At 39.3% G+C, this 23077-nt stretch carries 20 protein-coding genes; 13 read left to right on the top strand and 7 right to left on the bottom strand.

Annotation, left to right across the window (positions count from 1 at the left end):
* The first annotated feature begins 60 nt into the window (after positions 1-60).
* From M2R48_RS18145 to M2R48_RS18135, 3 genes are read left to right on the top strand one after another with little or no spacing between them, the layout of a single operon-like run.
* Positions 61-1059: a DUF6708 domain-containing protein gene (locus M2R48_RS18145; RefSeq protein ID WP_262087043.1), complete on the top strand. Its 999-nt coding sequence runs from the start codon at positions 61-63 to the stop codon at positions 1057-1059.
* On the top strand, positions 1056-2030 hold the full coding sequence (locus M2R48_RS18140) for a hypothetical protein (protein WP_262087041.1): 975 nt from the start codon (positions 1056-1058) through the stop codon (positions 2028-2030). The genes M2R48_RS18145 and M2R48_RS18140 overlap by 4 nt, the downstream gene beginning before the upstream one ends.
* Before the next feature lie 47 nt (positions 2031-2077).
* Entirely contained in the window at positions 2078-3085 is a 1008-nt protein-coding gene (locus M2R48_RS18135; RefSeq protein ID WP_262087040.1) for a DUF6708 domain-containing protein, read from the top strand.
* A gap of 36 nt (positions 3086-3121) precedes the next feature.
* Here M2R48_RS18135 and M2R48_RS18130 read toward each other — a convergent pair whose 3' ends face one another.
* The 7 genes from M2R48_RS18130 to M2R48_RS18100 all read right to left on the bottom strand — a co-directional run bounded on the left by M2R48_RS18130 (position 3122) and on the right by M2R48_RS18100 (position 12907).
* Entirely contained in the window at positions 3122-4525 is a 1404-nt protein-coding gene (locus M2R48_RS18130; protein WP_262087039.1) for an efflux transporter outer membrane subunit, read from the bottom strand.
* Positions 4526-4547: 22 nt separating this feature from the next.
* Positions 4548-6539: a MacB family efflux pump subunit gene (locus tag M2R48_RS18125; RefSeq protein WP_151956583.1), complete on the bottom strand. Its 1992-nt coding sequence runs from the start codon at positions 6537-6539 to the stop codon at positions 4548-4550.
* Positions 6540-6541: 2 nt separating this feature from the next.
* Positions 6542-7906: a MacA family efflux pump subunit gene (locus tag M2R48_RS18120; protein WP_004725852.1), complete on the bottom strand. Its 1365-nt coding sequence runs from the start codon at positions 7904-7906 to the stop codon at positions 6542-6544.
* 111 nt (positions 7907-8017) lie between these two features.
* Positions 8018-9010: a DNA polymerase III subunit delta gene (holA, locus tag M2R48_RS18115; protein ID WP_262087037.1), complete on the bottom strand. Its 993-nt coding sequence runs from the start codon at positions 9008-9010 to the stop codon at positions 8018-8020.
* A 4-nt stretch (positions 9011-9014) separates the two neighbouring features.
* Positions 9015-9548 (bottom strand): hypothetical protein, encoded by a 534-nt coding sequence (locus tag M2R48_RS18110; protein ID WP_234624052.1) that lies wholly within the window; start codon positions 9546-9548, stop codon positions 9015-9017.
* Between the two features lie 210 nt (positions 9549-9758).
* On the bottom strand, positions 9759-12395 hold the full coding sequence (leuS, locus tag M2R48_RS18105) for a leucine--tRNA ligase (RefSeq protein WP_262087036.1): 2637 nt from the start codon (positions 12393-12395) through the stop codon (positions 9759-9761).
* 119 nt (positions 12396-12514) lie between these two features.
* Positions 12515-12907: a DUF4124 domain-containing protein gene (locus M2R48_RS18100; RefSeq protein ID WP_262087034.1), complete on the bottom strand. Its 393-nt coding sequence runs from the start codon at positions 12905-12907 to the stop codon at positions 12515-12517.
* A gap of 575 nt (positions 12908-13482) precedes the next feature.
* On the opposite strand from M2R48_RS18100, the gene M2R48_RS18095 reads away from it, so the two are divergent.
* The 10 genes from M2R48_RS18095 to rlmN all read left to right on the top strand — a co-directional run bounded on the left by M2R48_RS18095 (position 13483) and on the right by rlmN (position 23060).
* Complete coding sequence (locus tag M2R48_RS18095; protein WP_034612315.1) at positions 13483-15210, top strand: acetolactate synthase 3 large subunit; 1728 nt, start codon at positions 13483-13485, stop codon at positions 15208-15210.
* Entirely contained in the window at positions 15207-15698 is a 492-nt protein-coding gene (gene ilvN / locus M2R48_RS18090) for an acetolactate synthase small subunit (RefSeq protein ID WP_004725868.1), read from the top strand. The genes M2R48_RS18095 and ilvN overlap by 4 nt, the downstream gene beginning before the upstream one ends.
* A gap of 149 nt (positions 15699-15847) precedes the next feature.
* Positions 15848-16864, top strand: coding sequence for a ketol-acid reductoisomerase (gene ilvC, locus M2R48_RS18085; RefSeq protein ID WP_004725869.1), 1017 nt, complete (start codon positions 15848-15850; stop codon positions 16862-16864).
* 87 nt (positions 16865-16951) lie between these two features.
* A complete protein-coding gene (locus M2R48_RS18080) occupies positions 16952-17749 on the top strand; it encodes a hypothetical protein (protein WP_262087032.1) in 798 nt (265 codons plus the stop codon).
* Between the two features lie 106 nt (positions 17750-17855).
* On the top strand, positions 17856-18686 hold the full coding sequence (locus M2R48_RS18075; protein WP_262087031.1) for an XAC2610-related protein: 831 nt from the start codon (positions 17856-17858) through the stop codon (positions 18684-18686).
* Between the two features lie 87 nt (positions 18687-18773).
* Positions 18774-20060, top strand: coding sequence for a glycosyltransferase family 4 protein (locus M2R48_RS18070; protein WP_262087030.1), 1287 nt, complete (start codon positions 18774-18776; stop codon positions 20058-20060).
* Between the two features lie 31 nt (positions 20061-20091).
* Positions 20092-20643 (top strand): phosphatase PAP2 family protein, encoded by a 552-nt coding sequence (locus tag M2R48_RS18065; RefSeq protein WP_004725875.1) that lies wholly within the window; start codon positions 20092-20094, stop codon positions 20641-20643.
* 218 nt (positions 20644-20861) lie between these two features.
* Complete coding sequence (gene iscX, locus M2R48_RS18060; RefSeq protein ID WP_004725877.1) at positions 20862-21062, top strand: Fe-S cluster assembly protein IscX; 201 nt, start codon at positions 20862-20864, stop codon at positions 21060-21062.
* A gap of 143 nt (positions 21063-21205) precedes the next feature.
* Positions 21206-21637, top strand: a complete 432-nt coding sequence (gene ndk / locus M2R48_RS18055; protein ID WP_004725878.1) for a nucleoside-diphosphate kinase — start codon at positions 21206-21208, stop codon at positions 21635-21637.
* Positions 21638-21815: 178 nt separating this feature from the next.
* A complete protein-coding gene (gene rlmN / locus M2R48_RS18050) occupies positions 21816-23060 on the top strand; it encodes a 23S rRNA (adenine(2503)-C(2))-methyltransferase RlmN (RefSeq protein ID WP_004725880.1) in 1245 nt (414 codons plus the stop codon).
* The last annotated feature ends 17 nt before the right edge of the window (positions 23061-23077 follow it).

The following is a 23077-nucleotide window of genomic DNA, read 5'->3' as shown; positions in this document are numbered from 1 at the left end:
AAAGAAAATTATATTTTTTGATAGCTTGATATTTGGAAGCATCAGTAAAATGGTTGCATAATGAAAAGTAAAATTAAAGAGCATGTATTTGGTTATGACGTATTTAAAGAAAATATACCTTTTTCAAAATTAGAGGAAAATGATGTACTTTTAACGCCTTATGATGAATTTAAACGCAATCATAACTGGTCTTTTTTAAGCATGAATGATGACTATATTGAGCTTATTGACCAATCTTATGCAAGGTTAGGGAAGGGAATCAGTCTTTTAGTTTTATGTTTTCCTGTATTGTTATTAATATTTCATATCCTATATTTGTATTTTACACTTGGTGGAGGTCCTAACGAGTCTATTTATTTTTCAATATTTGTCGTTATTTCTGCATTGATTATCTTTTTTTTACCACTCTATGCATTTTTAGACCCTTTTTTTAAATATGACTACAACAAGGCAGTTTGTAAACCAATTTTATTTAACCGAAAAACAGGCAAGGTGTTTTTTTATTTAACTGAAGCTGAGTATATCGAACGAGATTGGAAAGATGTTGTTTATGTGATGGGGAGCAGTTTTGGACTTTCAGGTATACCACTGAGAGAGCTTAGAGCACATATTGTTGAAGATGGTCTGTTAAAACATACTTTCGTCATTGGCTTCCCAATGATAGGTATATTTCGTACTCAAGGCTTATGGTCATTTATATGTCATTTTATGCATAAGGGACCTGAAGAACTATATCCAAAGCCTCATCCGATGTATGGAACGATAGATCCGTTTACTCAATTAACGTTTTGCCAACAAGTCATTGGATCAAAAGAAAGTTATCGAGATACATGGAAGTCATTTCGAATCATTTATCATGATAACTGGGTTCCTGCATTATTTTCCTATCCTTTTGATGTATGTAATTTTATTGCAAGACGAATATTGCTCAATATAAAGCCTCTAACTGTATGGCATAAAGAGGTTATCTATAAAAATAAAATGGAACAACAACGTCCAGAGGAGATCAGCTTTAAAGATAATTTTGAATTTAGTATGTTTGAGATGAAAGATAAATGAAAAATCCATGGTATTTCGTTCCTCGTACAAAAGTTGGAGAAAGTGTAAAGAAGTATCAACTCTTTAAACTCGATACTTTTGAACTCAAACGTGTGATCAATCATAACTTTTCTGTTATTCAGATGAATTCGACATTTATAGAATTTATTAATAAAGAGTATATTTGGATTGGAAAGTCATTTATTTATTCTTTATTAATGGATATCCCCGTACTTGTAATGAGTATTTTCTTTATATATTTGATTTTTTTTGATTATGGTGAAATAGATTATATTATGTGGTTTGGAGCCATATCTATTTTTATTGCAAGCTTATATATTCTTCTAACGATGCTTCAGCCATTGATAAGGAGTGAACTCCTTAAACCTTTATACAACTCTATAATTCTAAATAGGAAGAACAAAGAAATAACTTTCAGTAAAAGTAATGAAATCCTGCAATTAAAATTAAGTGATCTTTATTTTGATATCGTTCAATCACAAGGTGTAGTGGGGCTACCGCTATATGAGTTACATGCCTATATACTTGATGGTGAAGTGATAAAACATGATATACAGTTGGGTACACCCAATATTCATAAAGACTATATAGAAGGCTTTTTACTATTTATAAAAACTTATGTAGAACAGGGGCCTGAACCACTGTACTACAGAAAAGGGATAGATGATCCTGAGCAAGATTATAAAAGTAAATTAACATATTGCTATGATATTCAAGAAAAAAAAGAATCCTTTAAGCAAAGTTGGCAAACCGTGTTTATCAATCATTTTCAGACACCACTCTATGCGCTTATTTTTGCCATACCTGAATTTATTCGGTTCTTTGGACGACGAATCACAGTTGTTTTTTCAAAATCATTCTACTGGAGCGAACAGCTTAAAAAGGATAATCTCATAGATGAAAATGATCCCTATATAGTGACGGCGAAAGACAATTTAAAATTTGGTTTCTTTAGCGTGAAAGATAAATAAAAAGATTAAAATTAATTTTTATCTTAAATTATATTAATAGGTTAACTATGCTAAATGGCACTTTACAATACCCAGTTTATAAGAATGATAGACATCTAACCCCAAAAGAAAAGGACAACATTCTTTCCAAAAGAGCCACTTATAAATCAAATATTTCTCATAGCTATAATTTTATAAAAATGAATTCTACCTATATGGAATGTGTGAATAATAGCTTTTTCTTGAAAGGGAATTCTTATTTTAATTTGCTCGGTGTTTTTTTTGTAGCAGTTCCGGTTATTTTAATTGTTTGGCTTATATTTTTTTATATTACAGTAATTCGTGATGCTGAAAGTTTATTAGCTTTTATAGTAGTTTTTTCTCCAATGCATATTTTATTTTCCTTTATTCTTTATGTTTTTTATAAAGGCTATCAGAATTTTAAAAAGTATGAAAAATTAGGCTATAACTATTATCCAATGCGATTCAACAGAGTAAATCAAAAAGTCTATGTTTATGATGTAAGTGGCCAAATATTCATAGGTGATTGGAATAAAATTGACTTTATTTTAAATAGTCGACTTGGTGGATATGAGGGTACTTTTTGGGAAGTCAAAGGGTTTATCAAGGATAACAAAGATTTGATAGTTTATACCTTTGCCTTTGCACTCAGTAAGAATAAAAAACAAGAGACACTGGAGATATGGGAATTTATCAAAGAATATATGAATAATGGACCTGAGAAACTTTATTTTAATAAAAAGGTAGCAGGTGTAATTCATCGCCTACCCTCTGAAAAGTTAAGTTATTGTCTAAATATCGAAGTGCACCCTGAGTCTTTAGAAACCAGTAAGGAAATCGTTGCTTTAGATTATCAAAGTGAAATTCGATCGTTCTACTCACGAGCAATGATCAAAATTTTAGGGAATACTCGGAACAAATTTATTCGTGCGGATAAACAACCTAAATGGCCTCAGAATGTGGAAAATGAATGTCAGGTTGATACTAAAGATCCCTATATTGTTGATGCTTCGACAACATACCAACTTGATACATTTGGAAAAATAATCAAATAAAAAAGCCCCTCAGGGCTTTCTTATCTCAACACATTCTTAAGGTAATTGCTTAATCGGACTGCCACCCAAAGCTTGCATCAAAGTGACATAAGCATTGTATTGGCTTTGCTTGGCTTGGACTAAAGACAAACGAGCACTACGTGTGGTTTCTTGGGCATCCAAAACATTTTTTAAAGCAATTGCACCATTACGATAACGTACATTGGTCAAACGTTCTGTTTTTTCCGCAAGTTCCAAGTTCTTTTGTTGAAAGGCGACTTGTTTATCTAGCTCTGTACGATTTGACAATGCATTTTCAGTATCTGCAAAAGCTTGGTACAAGGTATTGCGATATTGAACAATGGCTTTTTCATAGTCCAGTTCACTGATTTTTAAATTCTTTTGCATATCATTATATTGTAAAAACGGCAGGCTTAAGCTTGCGCCTAAAGTCAGTGCAGGATTTTTCAATAAATTTGTCAATGATGTGCTGGTTGAACCTAAATTCCCCGTCAAACTGATTGAAGGATAATAGCTGGCTTTGGTGGCATCTTTGGTCGCCAAAGATTCACGTAAACGCAATTCGGCTGCTTTTAAATCAGGACGGCGCGACAAAATATCTGCCGGTAAACCCGCTGAGATATTGGGTAGACTGATCTGCGGTAATTGCTGTGGTTCTTGAATATTTAACTGTTGCACAGGTATTTGTAATAACACTGCCAAAGCGGTACGTGTTTCAACACGTTGCTGTTCAATTTGGCTTAAACTGGCTTTTTGGCTTTGTACCGATTGCTCAGCTTGGGTCAAATCTAGTCCTGAAACTGCGCCAGCGCGATATTGAGTACGCACCAATTCAAAGGTTTTTTGAGTAGCAGCTAGGCTTTGTTGGGCAGAGCTATAGCGTTCATTTAAATAACCCAATTGCCAATATAAATTTGCGGTTGTGGCAATTAAGGTCTGCCCAGTGGCTTGTAAGTCTTGTTCAGTGGCTAAAGATTCCCACTTCGATGCTTCCGTTTGACGTGCTAATTTTCCAAACAAATCCACTTCATAACTGACACCCGCACTGAGAGATAGACCTTTGGCAGCATCATCACCTGAATGAAGGTCAAAGCTATGGCCTGTAGATACTCCAGAACTAATACGAGGCCCTTGTTGGTCTCGCGCTAAGCCAGCTCTTAAACGGGCTGTTTGTAAGTTAATCCCTGCAACAGCTAAATCAGCATTGCGTTGAATCACTTGATTGACCAGTTGATTTAACTGAGCATCACCAAATAAGGTCCACCACTGATCTGCATATAAATCTGCCTGAACTTGTTTAGATTTTGCATTGTCATAAACAAAACCATTTGGAATTTGAACAGCAGGGGCCTCGTATGGGGTTTTAACCACAGCCGCACAACCGACCAATGAACTCCCAAGAATCAAGGCGCTTGCAAGTTTGCTTAAATTCATTTGCATTAATAATTTCCTTATTCTTCGGTTATTCACGCGAAAGTGCATCAACAGGATTGAGCTGTGCTGCATTGCGAGCTGGGATAAATCCAAATACCACACCAATCAAGGTTGAACATACAAATGCCGCAATGATAGAGGTGCTTGAATACGCCATTTGGAAACTGCCTTTGGCAATATGTCCAATCAACTGTCCAATGCCTAAAGAGAGCAGAACCCCTAAGATACCGCCCAAAATACACACCAAAACAGCTTCGATCAGGAACTGTTGCAGAATGTCACTTTGCCGAGCACCTACAGCCATACGCACACCGATTTCTTGGGTACGCTCAGTCACCGACACCAACATGATGTTCATTACCCCAATACCACCGACAACCAGTGAAATCACCGCAATAGCTGAAACCAGTAAAGTCATAGTTTGTGTGGTCTGTTCAATGGTTTGACGAATACTGTCAGAGTTTTGAGTAAAGACATCTTGTGCGCCATGACGTTGTTCCAACAAACTTAAAATGGCATTTTCAGCAACCGCAGTTGGATATTCATCTTTAATACGCACGATGATGCTACGAACATTGGATTGTCCTAACATTCGGCTCATGACGGTTGAATAAGGTAGATAAACATTGAGACTGTCTGAGTTGCCCATAAAGCCTTGCTGTGCATCAATCACACCAATGATTCGGCTTGGAACACTCCCCAATAACAGCACTTGCCCTACAGGGTTAGTGCCATCTGCAAAGAAAGTCTTTTCAGTATTGGCATCAATCACCACATCCTGCGCTCGCCCAGTGATACTGTTTTTATCAAAAGCTTGCCCAGATTTAAAGGTCATACCACGCACATAGAAGAAATCAGCACTGACGCCATTGACGGTTGCAGAAGCTTCGGTGTCTTTAAAACGCGCTGTTACGCTACTATTGACTGTTGGACTGACTGCTTCGACATAAGGTTGCTCTGAGAGTGCTTCAGCATCTGCTGGAACCAAGGTTTTAAACTGTGCTGTCTTCGAGTTATCACCAAAGCCACGTCCCTGAAAGACGGTAATGGTATTGGTGCCTAAACTGCTGATGTTATCAAGAATCTGCTTTTGTGAGCCATTGCCTAAAGCCACCACTGAAACCACAGATGCAATCCCGATAATAATACCCAGCATGGTTAAAAAGGTACGCATACGGTGGGCATTCATTGCCAGCAAGGCCATACGGAAGGCTTCTGCAAAACGATCTAATGCAGAACGCCATTTAGATGACTTTTTACGATTCGACTTAGGTTCTGGATCGACAACAACATCAATCTCATCATCATGTTCAGGAACATTTGGCTTATCCGCGATGATGTTACCATCACTGATTTCAATGATACGTGTCGCATTTTTTGCCACATTCATATCATGGGTAACTAGGATAATGGTATGACCTTTAGCATTGAGCTCACGCAAAATACGCATAACCTCAACACCACTGTGCTTATCTAGTGCACCAGTTGGTTCATCCGCAAGGATGACATCACCACCATTCATCAAAGCACGTGCAATTGAAACACGCTGTTGTTGTCCACCCGAAAGTTGATTTGGACGGTTTTCAGTTTTTTCACCGAGTCCTAAGTCAGTCAAGATTTCATGTGAACGCTTTTGACGCACACTCGGATCCATACCAGCATAAATCGCTGGAACTTCAACGTTTCCTGCGGCATTTAAATCACCCAATAAGTGATAGCGCTGGAAAATAAAACCAAAATATTCACGGCGTAATTGCGCGAGTTCATCGGGTTCAAGTTGACCTGTTTCACGTCCATTGACTTGATAACTACCTGATGTGGGTTGATCCAAACATCCCAAGATATTCATCAATGTCGATTTACCCGAACCAGATTGCCCAACAATAGCAACCAGTTCACCGGGGTAAATTTTAAGGTTAATACTCTTTAAAATCTGAATAGTGGATTCACCCGCAGGGAACTCACGAATCAGATTACTGACCTCAAGTAGAGGTTTGATCTGATGATTGTTCTGATCCATGCTTAGAGTCTCATTGGGCCACTGTTTTTATTGCTTCGTTTTGCAGAGTCATTGGATGTATCTGAACCATCTGCTAGTACAACTTGATCACCTTCATTGAGGCCACGCAGTACTTGGGCAGTTACACGGTTATTTAAACCAATTAAAACTTGTTTACGTTGAGCGCTACCATCTGCCTGTAAAACGCGAACAATCGAAACCGAAGCTTTACCTTGATCAATCAAAGTCTTTTCATCTGCTGTGAGTTCAAGGCGTTCTGGGCGATCAGCAGCATTTTGTCCATTTTTATTTGCTTGACCTTGAGGTGCAGATGCTGAACGAGTTGAATTTGCACCAGATGCGCCATTTGCGGATTTATTGGCACGTTGTGGGCGGTTTGAAGACTGTAATGCCGCAGCAGGAACAGTCAGTGCATTTTTGGCTTCAGCCAGAATGATATACACCTGTGCGGTCATATCAATTCGGAGTTTACCGTCATCGTTTGGTACATCGAATAGGGCATTATAATAAATCGCTGTACTTGTTGATGATGAAGATGAGTTGCTTGATGTTTCAGTATTAATTGATTCTGGTGCTGGCTCTACTTGACGCAGTGTTGCATAGCGTTTTTTCTCACTATCACCCAGTGTAGTGAAATAAACTTTTTGACCTTCTTGAACTTTCATGACATCTGCTTCAGACACTTGTGCCTTGATGGTCATGGTGTCCAATTTTGCAAGTTTCACAATAGTCGGTGCACTTTGGTTGGCGTTTACCGTTTGACCTTCTTCGGTCACAATGGCTACCACGGTGCCGTCCATAGGTGCAACAATACGGGTATAACCTAAGTTTTCTTGTGATGTTGCAAGTGTAAGTTTGGATTGTTCAATTTGTGCATCCATCGAAGCAATATCAGCTTGTGCTGTTTTAAATGCGGCTAAGGCACTGTCATAATCTGCTTTAGACGTTGCATCTTGTGCAAACATATTTTTTTGGCGGTTATATTCTGCCTCAGCTTTGGCTAAAGTCGCCTGTTTGGTTGTCAGTTGAGCCTGTTGATTTTTAATACTTGCTTCAGCTGTTTTTAAATCGTTGCTTTGACGCACTGAATCAATTTGTGCAATCAGTTGACCTTGTTTAACTTGGTCACCTAGCTTGACGTACATTTTTTTAACTTGACCCGAAACCTGCGCACCAACGCTCACCATCTTGGTTGCTTCTAAATCACCTGTTGCAAGAACTGCATCTTCAATATCACCACGTGTGACTTCTGAGGTTATATACTGCGGTTGTGTATTTTTAGGCTTTAATACATACCATGCGATTGCGGCAATGATGGCAAGACAAACCGCTATAAGAATGGCTTTGGCTGGTTTTATTTTTGGCATAGCGATAATTGGGCTGAGAGAAAAATTGATCAAATTATAATGATTAAATAAGGATAAAGCGTGAATTTTTTAAAATAAATGGAAATGAGAATTATTCTGTATAATATTTACCTAAGCATTGATAAATAAAGTTTTTCCACATAACTCAGCAATACTTTGTTGAATGATGTGTTCTGGACTTTCTTTGCTGAGTCCTTTGATTGCAGCATCTACACGCAATAACAATTGTGGCCAAGTTAAAAATGAATGTGGATTTAAGCGTCTAAGTGCTTGTTGATACAAAGAAATCTTGGTTTTCCAAATACCGAGCTGTAAGGCATTTTGTGGTTGTTCATACAACTGCATCAAAAGACGCATTTCTTTACTAATTGTCCATAAAATTAAACTGTTGGGTTCGCCTGACTCCACAAGATATTGGAAAATTTTAATCGAAAGTGCCAAGTTTCCAGCAATCAATGCATCACTTAAATCAAAGGTGCTATAACGTGATTGATCCTGTAAACATTCTTGTAAATGTTCAATTGAAATCTGTTTTTGATCTGGGAAGGTATCGGCAACACGCATCAGGCTGTTTTTGGCAGCCAAAAGATTATGTTCATGATGTTGTTCAAGCCAGATCCAGGCATCTTGATTTAATTGGACACCGAGCTGATCTGCTTCGATTGACAATATTCGTTGACGGTCTTGCGGGTAATTTGCGGTTAAAGCAATCACAACACCATTGGCTTCAACAGTTTGAAAGAAACTTGACTTTAGACTACTTGAGTCTTGTTTGGGCATAATGATCACAAGCAAGTTGTGTTCATTATGTTGAATATAGTGTTTGAGTTGTTTGAGTCCATTGGCATCGGGTTTGATATTACCATGGACTTCAAGTGCCAGATTTTGAGAAAATAAAGATAAGCTATTCAAAGCATTAAAGACATTTTTCCAGTCGGAAACGCTATTGAGATCATAGCGTTGTCTTTCTACTTCATGTTTTGCCCAGCTTTTTCTTAAAGCATCGAGTAGGTTTTGTTCTAGAAGTGGTTCTTGACCATGTAAAATCCAAACACCTCGCGCTTCATCAACACGTTTAAGGGCTTGTAAATAGTCAAGTTTCATAGAATTATTGCGCTACAGGTTGGTTCGAAAGAGTACGTGCTTTAGGTAAGCGGTTGGCTGCAATTTGACGCGACATTTGTTGTGCAATGTCATCAATCAAAATTTGGCTCAGATATTTATATTGTTGATCATCTGTGTTGACCGTTGCAACATCATATTGATAACTACGAGATGCATTTAAGGTTCGAGGTTCAGTAATCGGATTCCCTTGTTTATCTTCAATCTGGAAAGTAACACTTAGACGGAGTAGTGTTTCTACCAATTTACCATTTAACTCATGACGAACGGGTTTGTAGTCTAATACTCGTAATACATAAGCATCACTTGAATTACTCAGTTGGACACCTGTCGCAGTTAAATAAACACTGAGTTTCTTTTCAAGATCTTCAGTATTCGCTGGTAACACCAGTTGTAATTTGGTGTAAACCAAAGGCGTTGCTTGGGCATTGGTGCCCTTTAAATGAAAGCCACAACCTACTAAGCCCGCACTCAGACCCAAAGTTAATACAACTGCAGCAACACGTTGAACTAAATGCATGCTTTGTCCTCATGAAATTCCATTGGATATGGAATATTTAATCTTTATAAATTCACGCCATTTTAGAATCAAAGCCCGTTGAATGACAACGGGCTTTGTTTGGGTTTTGTTTATTCTACTAAAGTCCCTTCCCCTTAGGGAGAAGGTTAGGATGAGGGGAATGACCTCTCCCTAACCCTCTCCTAGAAGGAGAGGGGATTTAAGCAGGAATTAAACCACCAAATTCACAAGCTTATTTGGAACCACAATTTCTTTCTTGGTTGGACCTGTTAAGAATTGCTGAACCTCAGGTAACGCTTTAGCCAATGCCAATAATTCATCTTTCGATGCATCAACAGAGACTTCTAACTTGCCACGAAGCTTACCATTGACTTGAACTACGATCGTTTGTGTATTACGTGTTAATGCAGACTCATCAACCGTAGGGAACAGTACCGAAGTTAAATCGATATCGAACTCAGTCAATAAGGTCTGACTTAAGTGTGGTGCAAATGGTGCAAGTAAAGTCAGCAAAGTGGTAATCGCTTCACGTGCTACAGCAACATCATTGTCATCTTTTGCTTCAAACTTATTGCTGGCGTTGAGTAATTCCATCAAAGCTGCAATTGCGGTATTGAATGCATGACGACGTTCGATGTCATCACCCACTTTTTGAATTGTTTCATGGGTCTTACGACGCAGGTCTTGTGCTTCAGTGGAAAGTTTCGAAGCATCAATTGCTGTTGCATGGTTGCCTTTTTCAAGGAAGCCTGCTGCCAAACGCCATACACGTTTTAAGAAACGGTTTGCACCTTCAACACCAGCATCAGACCATTCTAAAGATTGATCTGGTGGTGCAGCAAACATCATAAATACACGTGCGGTATCCGCGCCGTACTGGTCAATAATCGCTTGTGGGTCGATACCATTATTTTTCGATTTCGACATTTTCTCTTGACCACCAACCACAACGTCTTGACCGTCACCTGAATATTTAGCAGAAAGTACACGACCTTTCTCGTCTTTTTCTAACTCAATATCCGCAGGATTAAACCAAGTTTTTTTGCCACTTTCCGCTTCACGATAGAAGGTATCCGCTAAAACCATACCTTGAGTCAATAAGTTGGTAAATGGTTCATTGCCTTGTACCACACCCTCATCACGCATAAGTTTATGGAAGAAACGTGCATAAAGTAAATGTAGGATTGCATGCTCTACACCACCAATATATTGGTTTACAGGCAACCAAGATTTTGCAGCTTCAGGTTTAACTAAACCACCCGTGAAATCAGGAGAAGCATAACGTGCATAATACCAAGATGACTCTACAAAGGTATCCAAAGTATCGGTTTCACGACGTGCATCACCACCACAGCTTGGGCATTTTGTTTGATAAAATTCAGGCATTTTATTTAAAGGGTTACCTGAACCATCTGGAACCACATCTGTTGGAAGAACAACTGGCAGTTGATCTTCTGGAACAGTGACTTGACCACACTTATCACAGTTGATCATCGGAATTGGACAACCCCAGTAACGTTGACGAGAAACACCCCAGTCACGTAAACGGAATTGAACTTTAGCGCTGGCAAGACCTTGTGGTTCTAATTTGCTTAGGAATGCATCAAAAGCAGCTTGGAAGTCTAAACCGTCAAATTCAGCTGAATTGACCAATTTACCTTCTTTAGAACCGTACCATTCCTGCCATTCTGAAGCAGAGTATTCAGCATCATCTGAGCCTTTGGCATCAATGACTTGTTTGATTGGTAAGTTGAATTTATTGGCAAATTCAAAATCACGTTCATCATGTGCTGGAACGGCCATCACCGCGCCTGAACCATATGACATCAATACATAGTTTGCGATCCAAACAGGAATATCTTGACCCGTAACAGGGTGTTTAACTGATAAACCTGTTGCCATGCCTTTTTTCTCAGCAGTCGCAAGATCCGCTTCTGCAACAGAACCCATACGACATTCTTCAATAAAGGCAGCAAGTTCTGGCTTGCCTGCTTCAGATTGAATCGCAGCAGCTTTGAGCGCTAGAGGATGTTCAGCTGCAACCGCAACATAAGTTACCCCCATCAAGGTATCGGCACGTGTGGTATAAACCGTTAAACCATCTGCATAAGCTTCAGGATTTGCTGACGGGAAAGTAATGTCCATACCCGTTGAACGACCAATCCAATTGCGTTGCATGGTTAAAACTTGTTGTGGCCAACCGTCTTTTAAGGTATCTAAATCGTCTAATAATTCTTGTGCATAATCGGTAATACGGAAGTAATACATTGGAATATCACGTTTTTCTACCAATGCACCTGAACGCCAGCCACGTCCATTTTCAACTTGTTCATTTGCAAGAACAGTTTGGTCTACAGGATCCCAGTTTACTGTAGACAACTTACGATAGATCAAGCCTTTTTTATAGAGCTGTACAAATAACCATTGTTCCCAGTGGTAATACTCTGGTGTACAGGTGGCAAATTCGCGATCCCAGTCGACAGATAGACCAAGTTTCTTCAATTGATCGCGCATATATGCAATATTTTCAAAGGTCCACTTTGCTGGCGCAACTTGATGGGCAATCGCTGCATTTTCAGCAGGTAAGCCGAAAGCATCCCAACCCATTGGTTGTAGCACAGTTTCACCTTTGAGACGGTGAAAACGGCTGATCACATCACCAATAGTATAATTACGCACATGACCCATATGCAGTTTGCCGCTTGGGTAAGGAAACATCGAGAGGATATAACGACGTGGACCTTCTACAGTGTCGGCAACTTTAAACGATTTGCGATCTTCCCAGTCTTTTTGGACTTGAGGCTCAATCGCATTTGCTTGATATTCAGGGTCAATATGAGTAGTCATAAATGTATTTGAGAATAATGGTTAAAAAACTGTGCACACAGCATAGCGCAAAATCCATCTAAAAGTGAATTTTGCGCGCTTTTAAATCTGAAAAACTTGTGATTTTACTTTTAATTTAATTATTGAGGCGTCGTAAGGCTAGGAGGAGTATTTTGCTCATTTTGTGGTGCGACATTGGGCTGTTGAGTATTCGGTGGATTAACCACTGGTGCTGGGGTTACAGGTTGAGTACCTTGAGGTTGCCCATTTTGTGGCTGATTTTGTGAGGTATTTGGCTGTGCTGTTGGTGCTGGGTTGGTAGGTCTCGAATCTCCATGATAGCCATAAGTGTTCACCTTACTTTGGCTGCGCGCATTCTTCGGTGGCGGTGTGGTGGTGTAATGGGTAGAGCCTTTGCTGTCTACCCATTTATAATACTGTTTTGCATGACTGGCGCTGACCCCAACCATAGAGAATAAGGCAAAAATTGTCGATACAAAAACCGTGTGTGCAAAGCGTTGACGTTGTTTCATTTTATAAAACCTTTGAGTCATTTTTTATTCAGATGAAAACGAAAAATCATTCTGCTATCTAATATACATCGGATTGTTTTCGCTTGATCTGGGTATTTTTGAAATCGTATTTATTTTATACAGAAAAATAAAATTTTAAATAATTCTTTTGCAATTTTATTGGCTTATAAGTCTTTGAAAATTTTATTTATAAGACAACCAAAAAAAAGGAATAGTTTTAAAAATAAACGCTTGGTAAATAAACAATAAAAAGCCTGATAGAAACCTTGACTTTGTTCGCTAAAACTACAAAAATGCTTGCTTTAGTTTCAGATGTTTTTTTCGATCACCCTTCGAGTAAAAATATCAAAGCAAGCAATAACATTTTCTCTAAGCCGAGAAAATGACTCTACCGAAGCATGTTTATCCCAACATATTTCAGTGATTCATACAGCTCAAACAGCTGCGTGACGATTTATTTTTTTATTGCTGCAAAAACTAGTAAATATGTGTGCTATAACAGAGCGCACAATCAATGAATGAAACACGGCCTGTGTCTCCCATAGCGCTGTGGAATAAAGATTAGGGTGAATACGTTGGAACTTTTATCTGGTGGTGAAATGCTCGTTCGTGCATTGGCGGACGAAGGCGTTGAACATGTTTTTGGATATCCAGGCGGCGCAGTATTACATATTTATGATGCGCTATTTAAACAAGATAAAATCAATCATTACCTCGTACGTCATGAGCAAGCTGCTGGTCATATGGCAGATGCTTACTCACGTGTGACGGGTAAAACAGGTGTAGTGCTGGTCACTTCTGGACCTGGCGCAACCAACACTGTAACACCAATCGCTACAGCCTATATGGACTCAATCCCAATGGTGATTTTGTCTGGACAGGTTGCCAGCCATCTTATTGGTGAAGATGCATTCCAAGAAACAGATATGGTCGGTATTTCTCGTCCGATCGTAAAACATAGTTTCCAAGTGCGTCATGCAAGTGAAATTCCTGCTGTTATTAAAAAAGCATTTTATATTGCTGCTTCAGGTCGTCCGGGTCCTGTTGTGGTCGATATTCCGAAGGATGTAACCAATCCTGTCGACAAATTTGCTTATGAATATCCTGAAAAAGTGAAGATGCGCTCTTATCAGCCACCTCACCGCGGTCATTCAGGTCAAATTCGTAAAGCCATTGATGAGCTGATTAATGCCAAGCGCCCTGTGATTTATACGGGTGGTGGTGTTGTTCAAGGCAATGCTTCTGCATTACTGACTGAATTGGCACATTTATTGAATTACCCAGTGACCAATACGCTGATGGGTTTGGGTGCGTTCCCAGGCGATGATGAGCAATTCTTGGGTATGTTGGGTATGCATGGTACATACGAAGCCAATATGAGTATGCATAATGCTGATGTTATCTTGGCGATCGGTGCGCGTTTTGATGACCGCGTAACCAATAATCCAGCGAAGTTCTGTACCAATGCGAAAGTGATTCATATTGATATCGACCCAGCGACGATTTCAAAAACCATTATGGCGCATATCCCAATCGTGGGTGCGGTAGAGCCAGTACTTCAAGAGATGTTGGTTCAATTGAAACAAATGAATGTTTCTAAGCCAAACCCTGAAGATATCTCTGCATGGTGGTCACAAATCAACGAATGGCGCAAAGTACATGGTTTGCGTTATGCGCCAGGTGAAAATGGTGTGATGAAACCACAACAAGTGGTTGAAGTATTAGACAAGGTAACCAATGGTGAGGCGATCATTACTTCTGACGTTGGTCAGCATCAAATGTTTGGTGCGATGTATTACAAATACAAACGTCCACGTCAATGGATCAACTCAGGTGGTCTAGGCACAATGGGTGTAGGTTTACCTTATGCCATGGCTGCAAAACTTGCATTCCCAGATCAACAAGTAGTGTGTATCACAGGTGAAGCATCGATTCAGATGTGTATCCAAGAGCTTTCTACATGTAAGCAATATGGCTTAAATGTGAAAATTCTCTGCTTGAACAACCGTGCTTTGGGGATGGTAAAACAATGGCAAGATATGAACTATGAAGGACGCCATTCAAGTTCTTATGTTGAGTCATTACCAGATTTTCCAAAATTGATGGAAGCTTACGGGCATGTAGGTATCCAGATTGACCATGCGGATGAGCTTGAATCTAAGCTTAAAGAAGCAATGGCGATTAACGATAAATGTGTATTCATTAACGTGATGGTTGATCGTACCGAGCATGTATATCCGATGCTTATTGCAGGTCAATCTATGCAAGATATGTGGTTGTCTAAAGGGGAGCGTACTGAATGAGACATATTATTTCTGTACTCGTTGAAAACGAAGCTGGTGCGCTTTCTCGTTTAGTGGGGTTGTTCTCTCAACGTGGTTATAACATTGAAACTTTAAATGTCGCACCAACTGAAGATCCAACCATGTCACGTTTGACATTAACCACCTATGGTGATGACCATAAAATTGAGCAAATCACCAAACAGCTGAATAAATTGGTTGAAGTGGTTAAAGTGGTTGATTTGTCAGAAGGCGCGCACATTGAGCGTGAACTGATGCTGATTAAAGTCAAAGCATTGGGTTCTGCACGTGCTGAAATTAAGCGCACAGCGGATATCTTCCGTGCTCAAGTGGTTGATGTTACACCAACGACTTATACCATTCAGATTGCGGGTACAACTGAAAAAATTGATGGCTTTATTGATGCACTTGCAGAAAACACAATTTTAGAAGTTGTTCGTTCTGGTGTATCTGGTATTGCTCGTGGTGAAAAGGTTCTTTCACTCTAGTTGCACCTCAACCAGTAATTAATTATTTGATTTTTTATTCCCTCATGTATAACCTCTCCTCGCAATAGGAGAGGGACTTAGACTAGAAGATTCAAAACAATAATCTTCAGGATAGGAAGAGGAAACACAGCATTTTAGCGGAGACAGCAATGCAAATTTTTTATGATAAAGACTGCGACTTATCTATCATCCAAGGTAAAAAAGTAGCGATCATTGGTTATGGTTCACAAGGTCATGCTCACGCGCAAAACCTTCAAGATTCAGGTGTAGACGTTACTGTTGGTTTACGTGCTGGTTCTACTTCTTGGAAAAAAGCTGAAAATGCAGGCCTTAAAGTTGCTGAAGTTCCAGCTGCTGTTGCTCAAGCTGATTTAGTGATGATCTTGACACCAGATGAGTTTCAATCACAGCTTTATCGTGACGTGATCGAACCAAACATCAAAGAAGGTGCGACTTTAGCATTTGCACATGGTTTCGCTGTACTTTATAACCAAGTTGTTCCACGTAAAGATTTAGACGTGATCATGGTTGCACCAAAAGCACCAGGTCATACTGTACGTTCAGAATTCCAACGTGGTTCAGGTGTACCTGATCTTATCGCGATTCATCAAGATGCTTCTGGTAATGCACGTAACGTTGCACTTTCTTACGCTTCAGGTGTAGGCGGTGGTCGTACAGGTATCATCGAAACTTCATTCCGTGAAGAAACTGAAACTGACTTATTTGGTGAGCAAGCAGTACTTTGTGGTGGTGCTGTAGAATTGGTTAAAATGGGTTATGAAACGCTTGTTGAAGCGGGTTATGCACCTGAAATGGCTTATTTCGAATGCTTGCACGAACTTAAATTAATCGTTGATTTAATGTTTGAAGGCGGTATTGCGGACATGAACTATTCAGTATCGAACAATGCTGAATACGGTGAATATGTGACTGGCGTTGAAGTGATCAACGAGCAATCACGTGAAGCGATGCGTAATGCACTTAAACGTATCCAATCAGGTGAATATGCGAAGATGTTCATCCAAGAGGGTGCATTGAACTATCCATCTATGACAGCTCGTCGCCGTCAAAACGCAGCTCACGGTATTGAAGTGACTGGCGGTAAATTACGCGCGATGATGCCTTGGATTCAAGCCAACAAAATCGTAGATAAAGAAAAGAACTAATTTTTAGTTTTTATCAAAGCCCACTCTTTTGAGTGGGTTTTTTTATGCTATATTTTAGCTAAAGTTAATAATAAAGTAGAAAATAACATGATATTAAAAACATATTTAGTCAGCATCAGTATGCTTGGTTGTAGTGCTATATATCCCGTATATGCGCAGAATGCGAGCGTAGATGATTCTATGCAAAAATCTAGGCAGAATTATGATCAAGTTCAAAATACCCAAAATAAAGTACTCGATGAAAAGATTGCGTACAATGCTTTAGAAAAAGCCAAGCAGTCTTTAAATGCGGGGCATCCACAACAGGCCATTGCAGCATTACAGACAGCAATTCAGTATTTTGAAAAATACCAAAACAATAGCCAAGATACTCTCTATGCAGCCAATGGAACAGCTGAAACCTTGCTATACCTGATGCTTGATATAGGAAAGCAAAAAAATATTCGAGTTTTTTCAAGTTGTTGGGCGGACTTATACTTTCAAGCCGCTTATGCCTTTATTGAAATGAATGATCTAAAGAATGCTCAAGTGCAGTTAAAAAGTGCTTTAATGCTATCACCTTTTAATAGTGAGTATTTAAAAGAGGCAGGGTTTATCCAGCAAGCACAAAAACAGTGGCAAGCCTCATTGGAAAGCTATAAAGCTGCTGAACAGCATCTGTATTTGCTTGAGCCTGAAGAAAAAAGATTGGCGATTCAACAGAGTGTAAGACGTAGTTTAGGGGTGAGTTTGATTGAATTAAATCAACTAGATGAAGCTACTCAATATTTTAATAAAGTTTTAAAGGTTGATCCCTCGGATGCAAAAGCGCGTAATGAATTAAACTACATTGATGAGTTAAAGAAAAAAGGTCATGTTGCCAAACAGCCAATTGGTCGCGTCTAAATCGCACTTTGTAAAACCATCTTTAGGGTAGCAATTTTTAACTAATAAAAATTTATTTTGTGATAAATTACACATTATTGATTCTGGTTAAACGTGGTATTCAAGCATGAAATCTAAACTTCTCATCGCAATGACGACTTTGTCTATTTCATGCTTTAGTTTTGCTGAAACGCAGCCCACTTCGAGCAACACTGCTCTAAAACCGTTGAGTGGTGTACGCGTATCGATGCAACGTATGCTCAAGTCGAGTGAAGGTCGATACTTTATGAACCTTTATGCGGGGATTGCCCATCCGCACGGTGTGCTGACGGATTTAATGGATGGTACAACAACAGATTTTAAAGGGACACAAAAAGCTGATCAGTTGGATTTAAAGTCGATCGCTGCTGAATCAGATTCTTCTGCAACTGGTAGTGATCAATTAACTGGCCTATTAAATGCAAACACAGGCGTGTTTAAAGCATCATTGTTAAAGAAACCAAATACTGCTTGGCAGTCGATACAGTTTGAGCCTGCGTTTAAAGTCTCCAATAAACCCGTTTTTATCTTTAAATTTTATGGTCAGGATGATGCCAATAGCCCTTATGGAAAAACCTTAAAGCGTGTTGATGTGTTAAATAAAACCAATAATACAGTGGTACAGAGCTTGACAGGTTTTACTGGTTATCCAAACAGTATTGGCTATATGGATATTAATTTTGATGGTTATTATGATGTCATTGTGTCGGACTTGTCACAAGGTCGTACAGTCGATGATAAACGCTATATCTACTGGATGTACAATCCAAAAACACAACAATTTCAACGTTCTCCACAACTTGAAAAAATTGTTGGTTTCCCAAGTTTACATGGTGAAAAACAACAAATTGATTTTGGTAATGGACAGCTTTATCAAGTTCAGAATGGTTTGTTAAATCGTATTTCTGATGAAAATTGATAATGGTCAAAAAACTGTCATTAAATAATCATTAAAATGTCAAAAACTTAGCCTAATCTATTCAAAAATGAAGAGATTAGGTATCGTATGAATAAACCGTACGCGAACACCTTGCAATTTAAACAACAAGATTTTCCCGATAACTTTAAATTTTATTTCAATCCAAACAAGAAAAAAATCGATACGAATAAAGATCATCTTATTCGTGACTTATCCCGACCTCGACTGAAAATTGCAATCGTGACTGAAACATGGCCACCAGAAATTAATGGTGTTGCTTTGTCTTTAATGCAACTGTGTAAAGGCTTGCAGAACCAAGGCCATAAAATATTACTAATTCGCCCTGCACAAAAGACCCAATGTCAAGACTTTAGCCCGAATAAAGAGTGCTTGGTGACTGGGCAATCAATTCCGAAATATCCAGACATGAAGTTTGGCTGGCCCCAATTTCTAAAAGTCTCTCAAGCAATTTCGGCATTTTCACCTGATGTGGTACATATCGTGACTGAAGGGCCTTTAGGCTTTACTGCGCTGCATGCGGCAAAGACACGACGAATTCCGGTATCAAGTGGGTTTCATTCACAATTCCAAGAATTTAGCCGCTTTTTTGATTTAGCGTTCTTGGTCAAACCGATTCAAAGTTATTTGCGATGGTTCCATAACGCAACGCAACTGACTTGTGTGCCAAGCCGTGATACAGAACAGGCATTACGTGAGTTTGGTGTGACCTGTCCATTGGTTGTGGTCGGGCGAGGAATTGATACAGAACGCTTTTCATCACAACGCTACTCCGAACAGTTGAGACAACAGTGGGGTGCAGATGAAGACACCACAGTCTTGATCTATGTTGGGCGTTTGTCTTCTGAAAAAGAAGTCAATGTGGTGATTGATGCCTATTCTGAACTGCGACAACAAGCACAACGAAAAGTAAAGCTGGTGCTGGTAGGGCATGGTCCAGATCGTGGTCGTTTAGAAAAAATGCCGGGTGCTGAACATGTGATTTTTATGGGCAGTCTAACTGGCACACAACTTGCTGAAGCCTATGCGAGTGCAAATGTTTTTGTTTTTGCAAGTCAGGTAGAAACCTTTGGGAATGTCGTTATCGAAGCGATGGCGAGTGGTTTACCGATTATTGCTTATGACTATGCCTGCGCTCAACTTCATGGCAGACATGCGCAGAATGGCTGGTTATGTCCAATTGGAGACATCAAGCAATTCACTCAACATGTATTAGATATTCCAGATAACAGCACACTCAAACGTTTCGGGCAACAAGCGATGCATGATGTGCAAAGCATCGGATGGCAACATCCTGTACAACAATTCGAAGAAGCACTATACCAGGTAACGCAGTATGCAAAACGACTGACCTAGTTCATCTCAAATAATGAGAGGAGAGTGGAAAATGAATTTTAAAAATACCAAAATAAAAATGCTCGATCTCGATCTTAGAGGTTGTTTATATCTCAATAATTTATCGCATACCCAAAGTATTGCGACGTTCTTTAAAACTGTGAGCCGTTTGGGAGATGGTCCTTTCTGGTGCGCAATGTTGGTTCTGATTTGGCTACAAAAGAGCTGGATCTATGGTCTGCAACTTCTCTATGTCGTTGTTATGGGTCTTTTAGGAACAGGAATTTATAAGTTCTTAAAACACAAAACAGTGAGACCACGACCTTATCAAGTTCATCAAGTCATTATTCTGGGTGAACGACCATTGGATCATTTTAGCTTTCCGTCAGGTCATACGTTACATGCGGTCATGGTCACTATTGTGTTTGGCTATATTCAACCAGTTATGTTGTTCATTATGATGCCTTTTACCATTCTTGTGGCGTTATCTCGGATGGTTTTGGGTCTGCATTATCCAAGCGATGTCATTGTTGGCGCACTGATTGGTGCAAGTGTCGCGAGTTTGATTGTGTTAAGCGCACCATATTTAGGAGTGATGTTATGATGGTTTACTTACTGCTGGTCTGTAATTTTATTTTTAAAGAATCTGATGATTTTGATCATCAAGGTTTTAACTTTGAATAATTGGCTCAATTCAATCCGTCTTGTAAATTAAACGCTTGAATCCGTGGTGAATCTTGTAAATGTCTAGAATGATTTATTTCTGAATGAATTGAGATTTGATACAGTAGCAGAATTAAATTGAGCAAAGGAAGACCTGATATGGGCTTACGTTGGACAGATACAATTGATATCGCAATTGAACTCAGTGAAGCGCATCCAGATGTGGATCCACAATGGGTGCGTTTTACCGATATGCATGCATGGATTTGTGCATTGCCAGAATTTAGTGATGATCCAACCAAATCGACTGAAGGTCTGCTAGAAGCCATTCAAATGGCATGGATTGATGAAGCGAATTAATGGCTTGAGATGTTGCTGAATGATGCTAAACGTCACAGCGCATCGAAAAATCCAAATTTTTTACAGATTAAAAGCAGAAAATTGTTCATTATTCGGTATAATGCGCCCAAATTTTCGTGTCAATTTGACTAAAGGAGCCACTCATGGCTATTGAACGTACTTTATCTATCGTAAAACCAGATGCAGTTGCTAAAAACCACATTGGTGACATCTTTGCTCGTTTCGAAAAAGCTGGTCTTAAAATCGTTGCGACTAAAATGAAACACCTTTCTAAAGCAGAAGCTGAAGGTTTCTATGCTGAGCATAAAGAACGTGGTTTCTTTGGTGACCTTGTTGCATTCATGACTTCTGGTCCAGTTGTAGTATCTGTTCTTGAAGGTGAAAACGCAGTTCTTGCTCACCGTGAAATTCTTGGTGCTACAAACCCTAAAGAAGCTGCTCCTGGTACAATCCGTGCAGATTTCGCTGTAAGCATCGATGAAAATGCTGCGCATGGTTCTGACTCAGTTGCATCTGCTGACCGTGAAGTAAATTACTTCTTCGCTCAAACTGAAGTTTGCCCACGTACTCGTTAATTCGACGTATCTAGGGTCTCTTTTTCTACACGAATAAATCTCCGATTTATGAATTGATAACAGACCCGAAACCAGATAGGTGATATACTACTTGTCTGGTTTTTTTATTTTTGTTGCTTTATTTGGCTAAATATTGGTCAATATGTTTTATTACTACGGCATGATTTAGGTAATCCCCATGAATTCTGAAGTTGTCGCTTCATCGTTAAATCTAGATGAACAGCAGCCTGCATCATCAAAATCTGTACAGGCTGATCGTATTCAGACTGCAAATGTGCAGAAAGTGAATTTACTTGGCATGTCACGTCCGCAATTGGAAAAATTCTTCGAAGAAATCGGCGAGAAAAAATTCCGTGCTGGGCAGGTAATGAAATGGATGCATCAATTTTTTATCACTGATTTTGCTGAAATGACCAATATTTCAGGAAAATTGCGTGAAAAACTAGAAAGAATTTGTGAAATCAAAGCGCCAGAAGTGGTGCATCGTAACTATTCGAAAGATGGAACTCGTAAGTGGGTATTCCGTGTTGGCGATGGTGCTGGCTCTTTGGTTGAAACGGTATTGATTCCAGCAGAAGATAAAACAGGTTCACGTAAAACACTGTGTATTTCATCACAAGTGGGTTGTGCTTTAGATTGCTCATTCTGTTCAACAGGAAAGCAAGGTTTTCAGCGTGATTTAACCCCCGATGAAATCATTGGACAGTTATGGGTGGCCAACTATTCTTATATGGAAGAAGTGCCTGTTGCTGAACGTGAACGCTCGGTGACCAATGTGGTGATGATGGGAATGGGTGAGCCATTACTCAACTATGATGCTGTATTAAGCTCAATGAATATCATGTTAGATGATTTTGCTTACGGCATGTCTAAACGTCGCGTTACATTATCAACCTCAGGTGTTGTACCGAAAATTGACCAATTGGCACAAGATATAGATGTGGCTTTGGCGATTTCTTTACATGCGCCAAATGATGAATTACGTAATGAATTGGTGCCGATTAATAAAAAATATCCATTAGCACAATTGATTGCTGCATGTCAGCGTTATATTGCCAAAGATGGTAATGAAAGCTCTCGTAAACATGTCACTATTGAATATGTGATGTTGGAAGGAGTGAATGATCATCCTGAACATGCACAACAAATGATTAAGTTACTGAAAAACTTACCAAGTAAAATTAATTTGATTCCATTTAATCCATTTCCGCATGCGCCATATGGCCGTTCAAGTCGAAATCGTATTATTTCTTTCCAAAAAACTTTGTCTGATGCAGGTTTTGTGTGTACGATTCGTCAGACACGTGGTGATGATATTGATGCAGCATGTGGGCAGTTGGTCGGGCAAGTGGCAGATCGTACCCGTCGTGCAGAGCAGTGGAAAAAGAAAGTTGCTGAACGTGGTGAGATTATTCGTTCATAAGCTTAAAGATTTGTAGA

Origin of the sequence: Acinetobacter sp. I-MWF (assembly GCF_025433935.1) — a bacterium.
GTDB classification, from domain to species: domain Bacteria; phylum Pseudomonadota; class Gammaproteobacteria; order Pseudomonadales; family Moraxellaceae; genus Acinetobacter; species Acinetobacter guillouiae.
The sequence above is the reverse complement of the archived record's forward strand: the minus strand, read 5'-3'. Positions and strand labels throughout refer to the sequence as shown.

Excerpts from the sequence above, each read along its gene's own strand:
- M2R48_RS18110 (WP_234624052.1), bottom strand. The coding sequence starts at position 9,548 with ATGCATTTAGTTCAACGTGTTGCTGCAGTTGTATTAACTTTGGGTCTG.
- M2R48_RS18135 (WP_262087040.1), top strand. The coding sequence starts at position 2,078 with ATGCTAAATGGCACTTTACAATACCCAGTTTATAAGAATGATAGACAT.
- M2R48_RS18075 (WP_262087031.1), top strand. The coding sequence starts at position 17,856 with ATGAAATCTAAACTTCTCATCGCAATGACGACTTTGTCTATTTCATGC.
- ilvC (WP_004725869.1), top strand. The coding sequence starts at position 15,848 with ATGCAAATTTTTTATGATAAAGACTGCGACTTATCTATCATCCAAGGT.
- M2R48_RS18120 (WP_004725852.1), bottom strand. The coding sequence starts at position 7,906 with ATGCCAAAAATAAAACCAGCCAAAGCCATTCTTATAGCGGTTTGTCTT.
- M2R48_RS18070 (WP_262087030.1), top strand. The coding sequence starts at position 18,774 with ATGAATAAACCGTACGCGAACACCTTGCAATTTAAACAACAAGATTTT.
- M2R48_RS18080 (WP_262087032.1), top strand. The coding sequence starts at position 16,952 with ATGATATTAAAAACATATTTAGTCAGCATCAGTATGCTTGGTTGTAGT.
- leuS (WP_262087036.1), bottom strand. The coding sequence starts at position 12,395 with ATGACTACTCATATTGACCCTGAATATCAAGCAAATGCGATTGAGCCT.
- ndk (WP_004725878.1), top strand. The coding sequence starts at position 21,206 with ATGGCTATTGAACGTACTTTATCTATCGTAAAACCAGATGCAGTTGCT.
- M2R48_RS18130 (WP_262087039.1), bottom strand. The coding sequence starts at position 4,525 with ATGCAAATGAATTTAAGCAAACTTGCAAGCGCCTTGATTCTTGGGAGT.
- M2R48_RS18145 (WP_262087043.1), top strand. The coding sequence starts at position 61 with ATGAAAAGTAAAATTAAAGAGCATGTATTTGGTTATGACGTATTTAAA.
- ilvN (WP_004725868.1), top strand. The coding sequence starts at position 15,207 with ATGAGACATATTATTTCTGTACTCGTTGAAAACGAAGCTGGTGCGCTT.
- iscX (WP_004725877.1), top strand. The coding sequence starts at position 20,862 with ATGGGCTTACGTTGGACAGATACAATTGATATCGCAATTGAACTCAGT.
- M2R48_RS18065 (WP_004725875.1), top strand. The coding sequence starts at position 20,092 with ATGAATTTTAAAAATACCAAAATAAAAATGCTCGATCTCGATCTTAGA.
- M2R48_RS18125 (WP_151956583.1), bottom strand. The coding sequence starts at position 6,539 with ATGGATCAGAACAATCATCAGATCAAACCTCTACTTGAGGTCAGTAAT.
- M2R48_RS18100 (WP_262087034.1), bottom strand. The coding sequence starts at position 12,907 with ATGAAACAACGTCAACGCTTTGCACACACGGTTTTTGTATCGACAATT.
- rlmN (WP_004725880.1), top strand. The coding sequence starts at position 21,816 with ATGAATTCTGAAGTTGTCGCTTCATCGTTAAATCTAGATGAACAGCAG.
- holA (WP_262087037.1), bottom strand. The coding sequence starts at position 9,010 with ATGAAACTTGACTATTTACAAGCCCTTAAACGTGTTGATGAAGCGCGA.
- M2R48_RS18140 (WP_262087041.1), top strand. The coding sequence starts at position 1,056 with ATGAAAAATCCATGGTATTTCGTTCCTCGTACAAAAGTTGGAGAAAGT.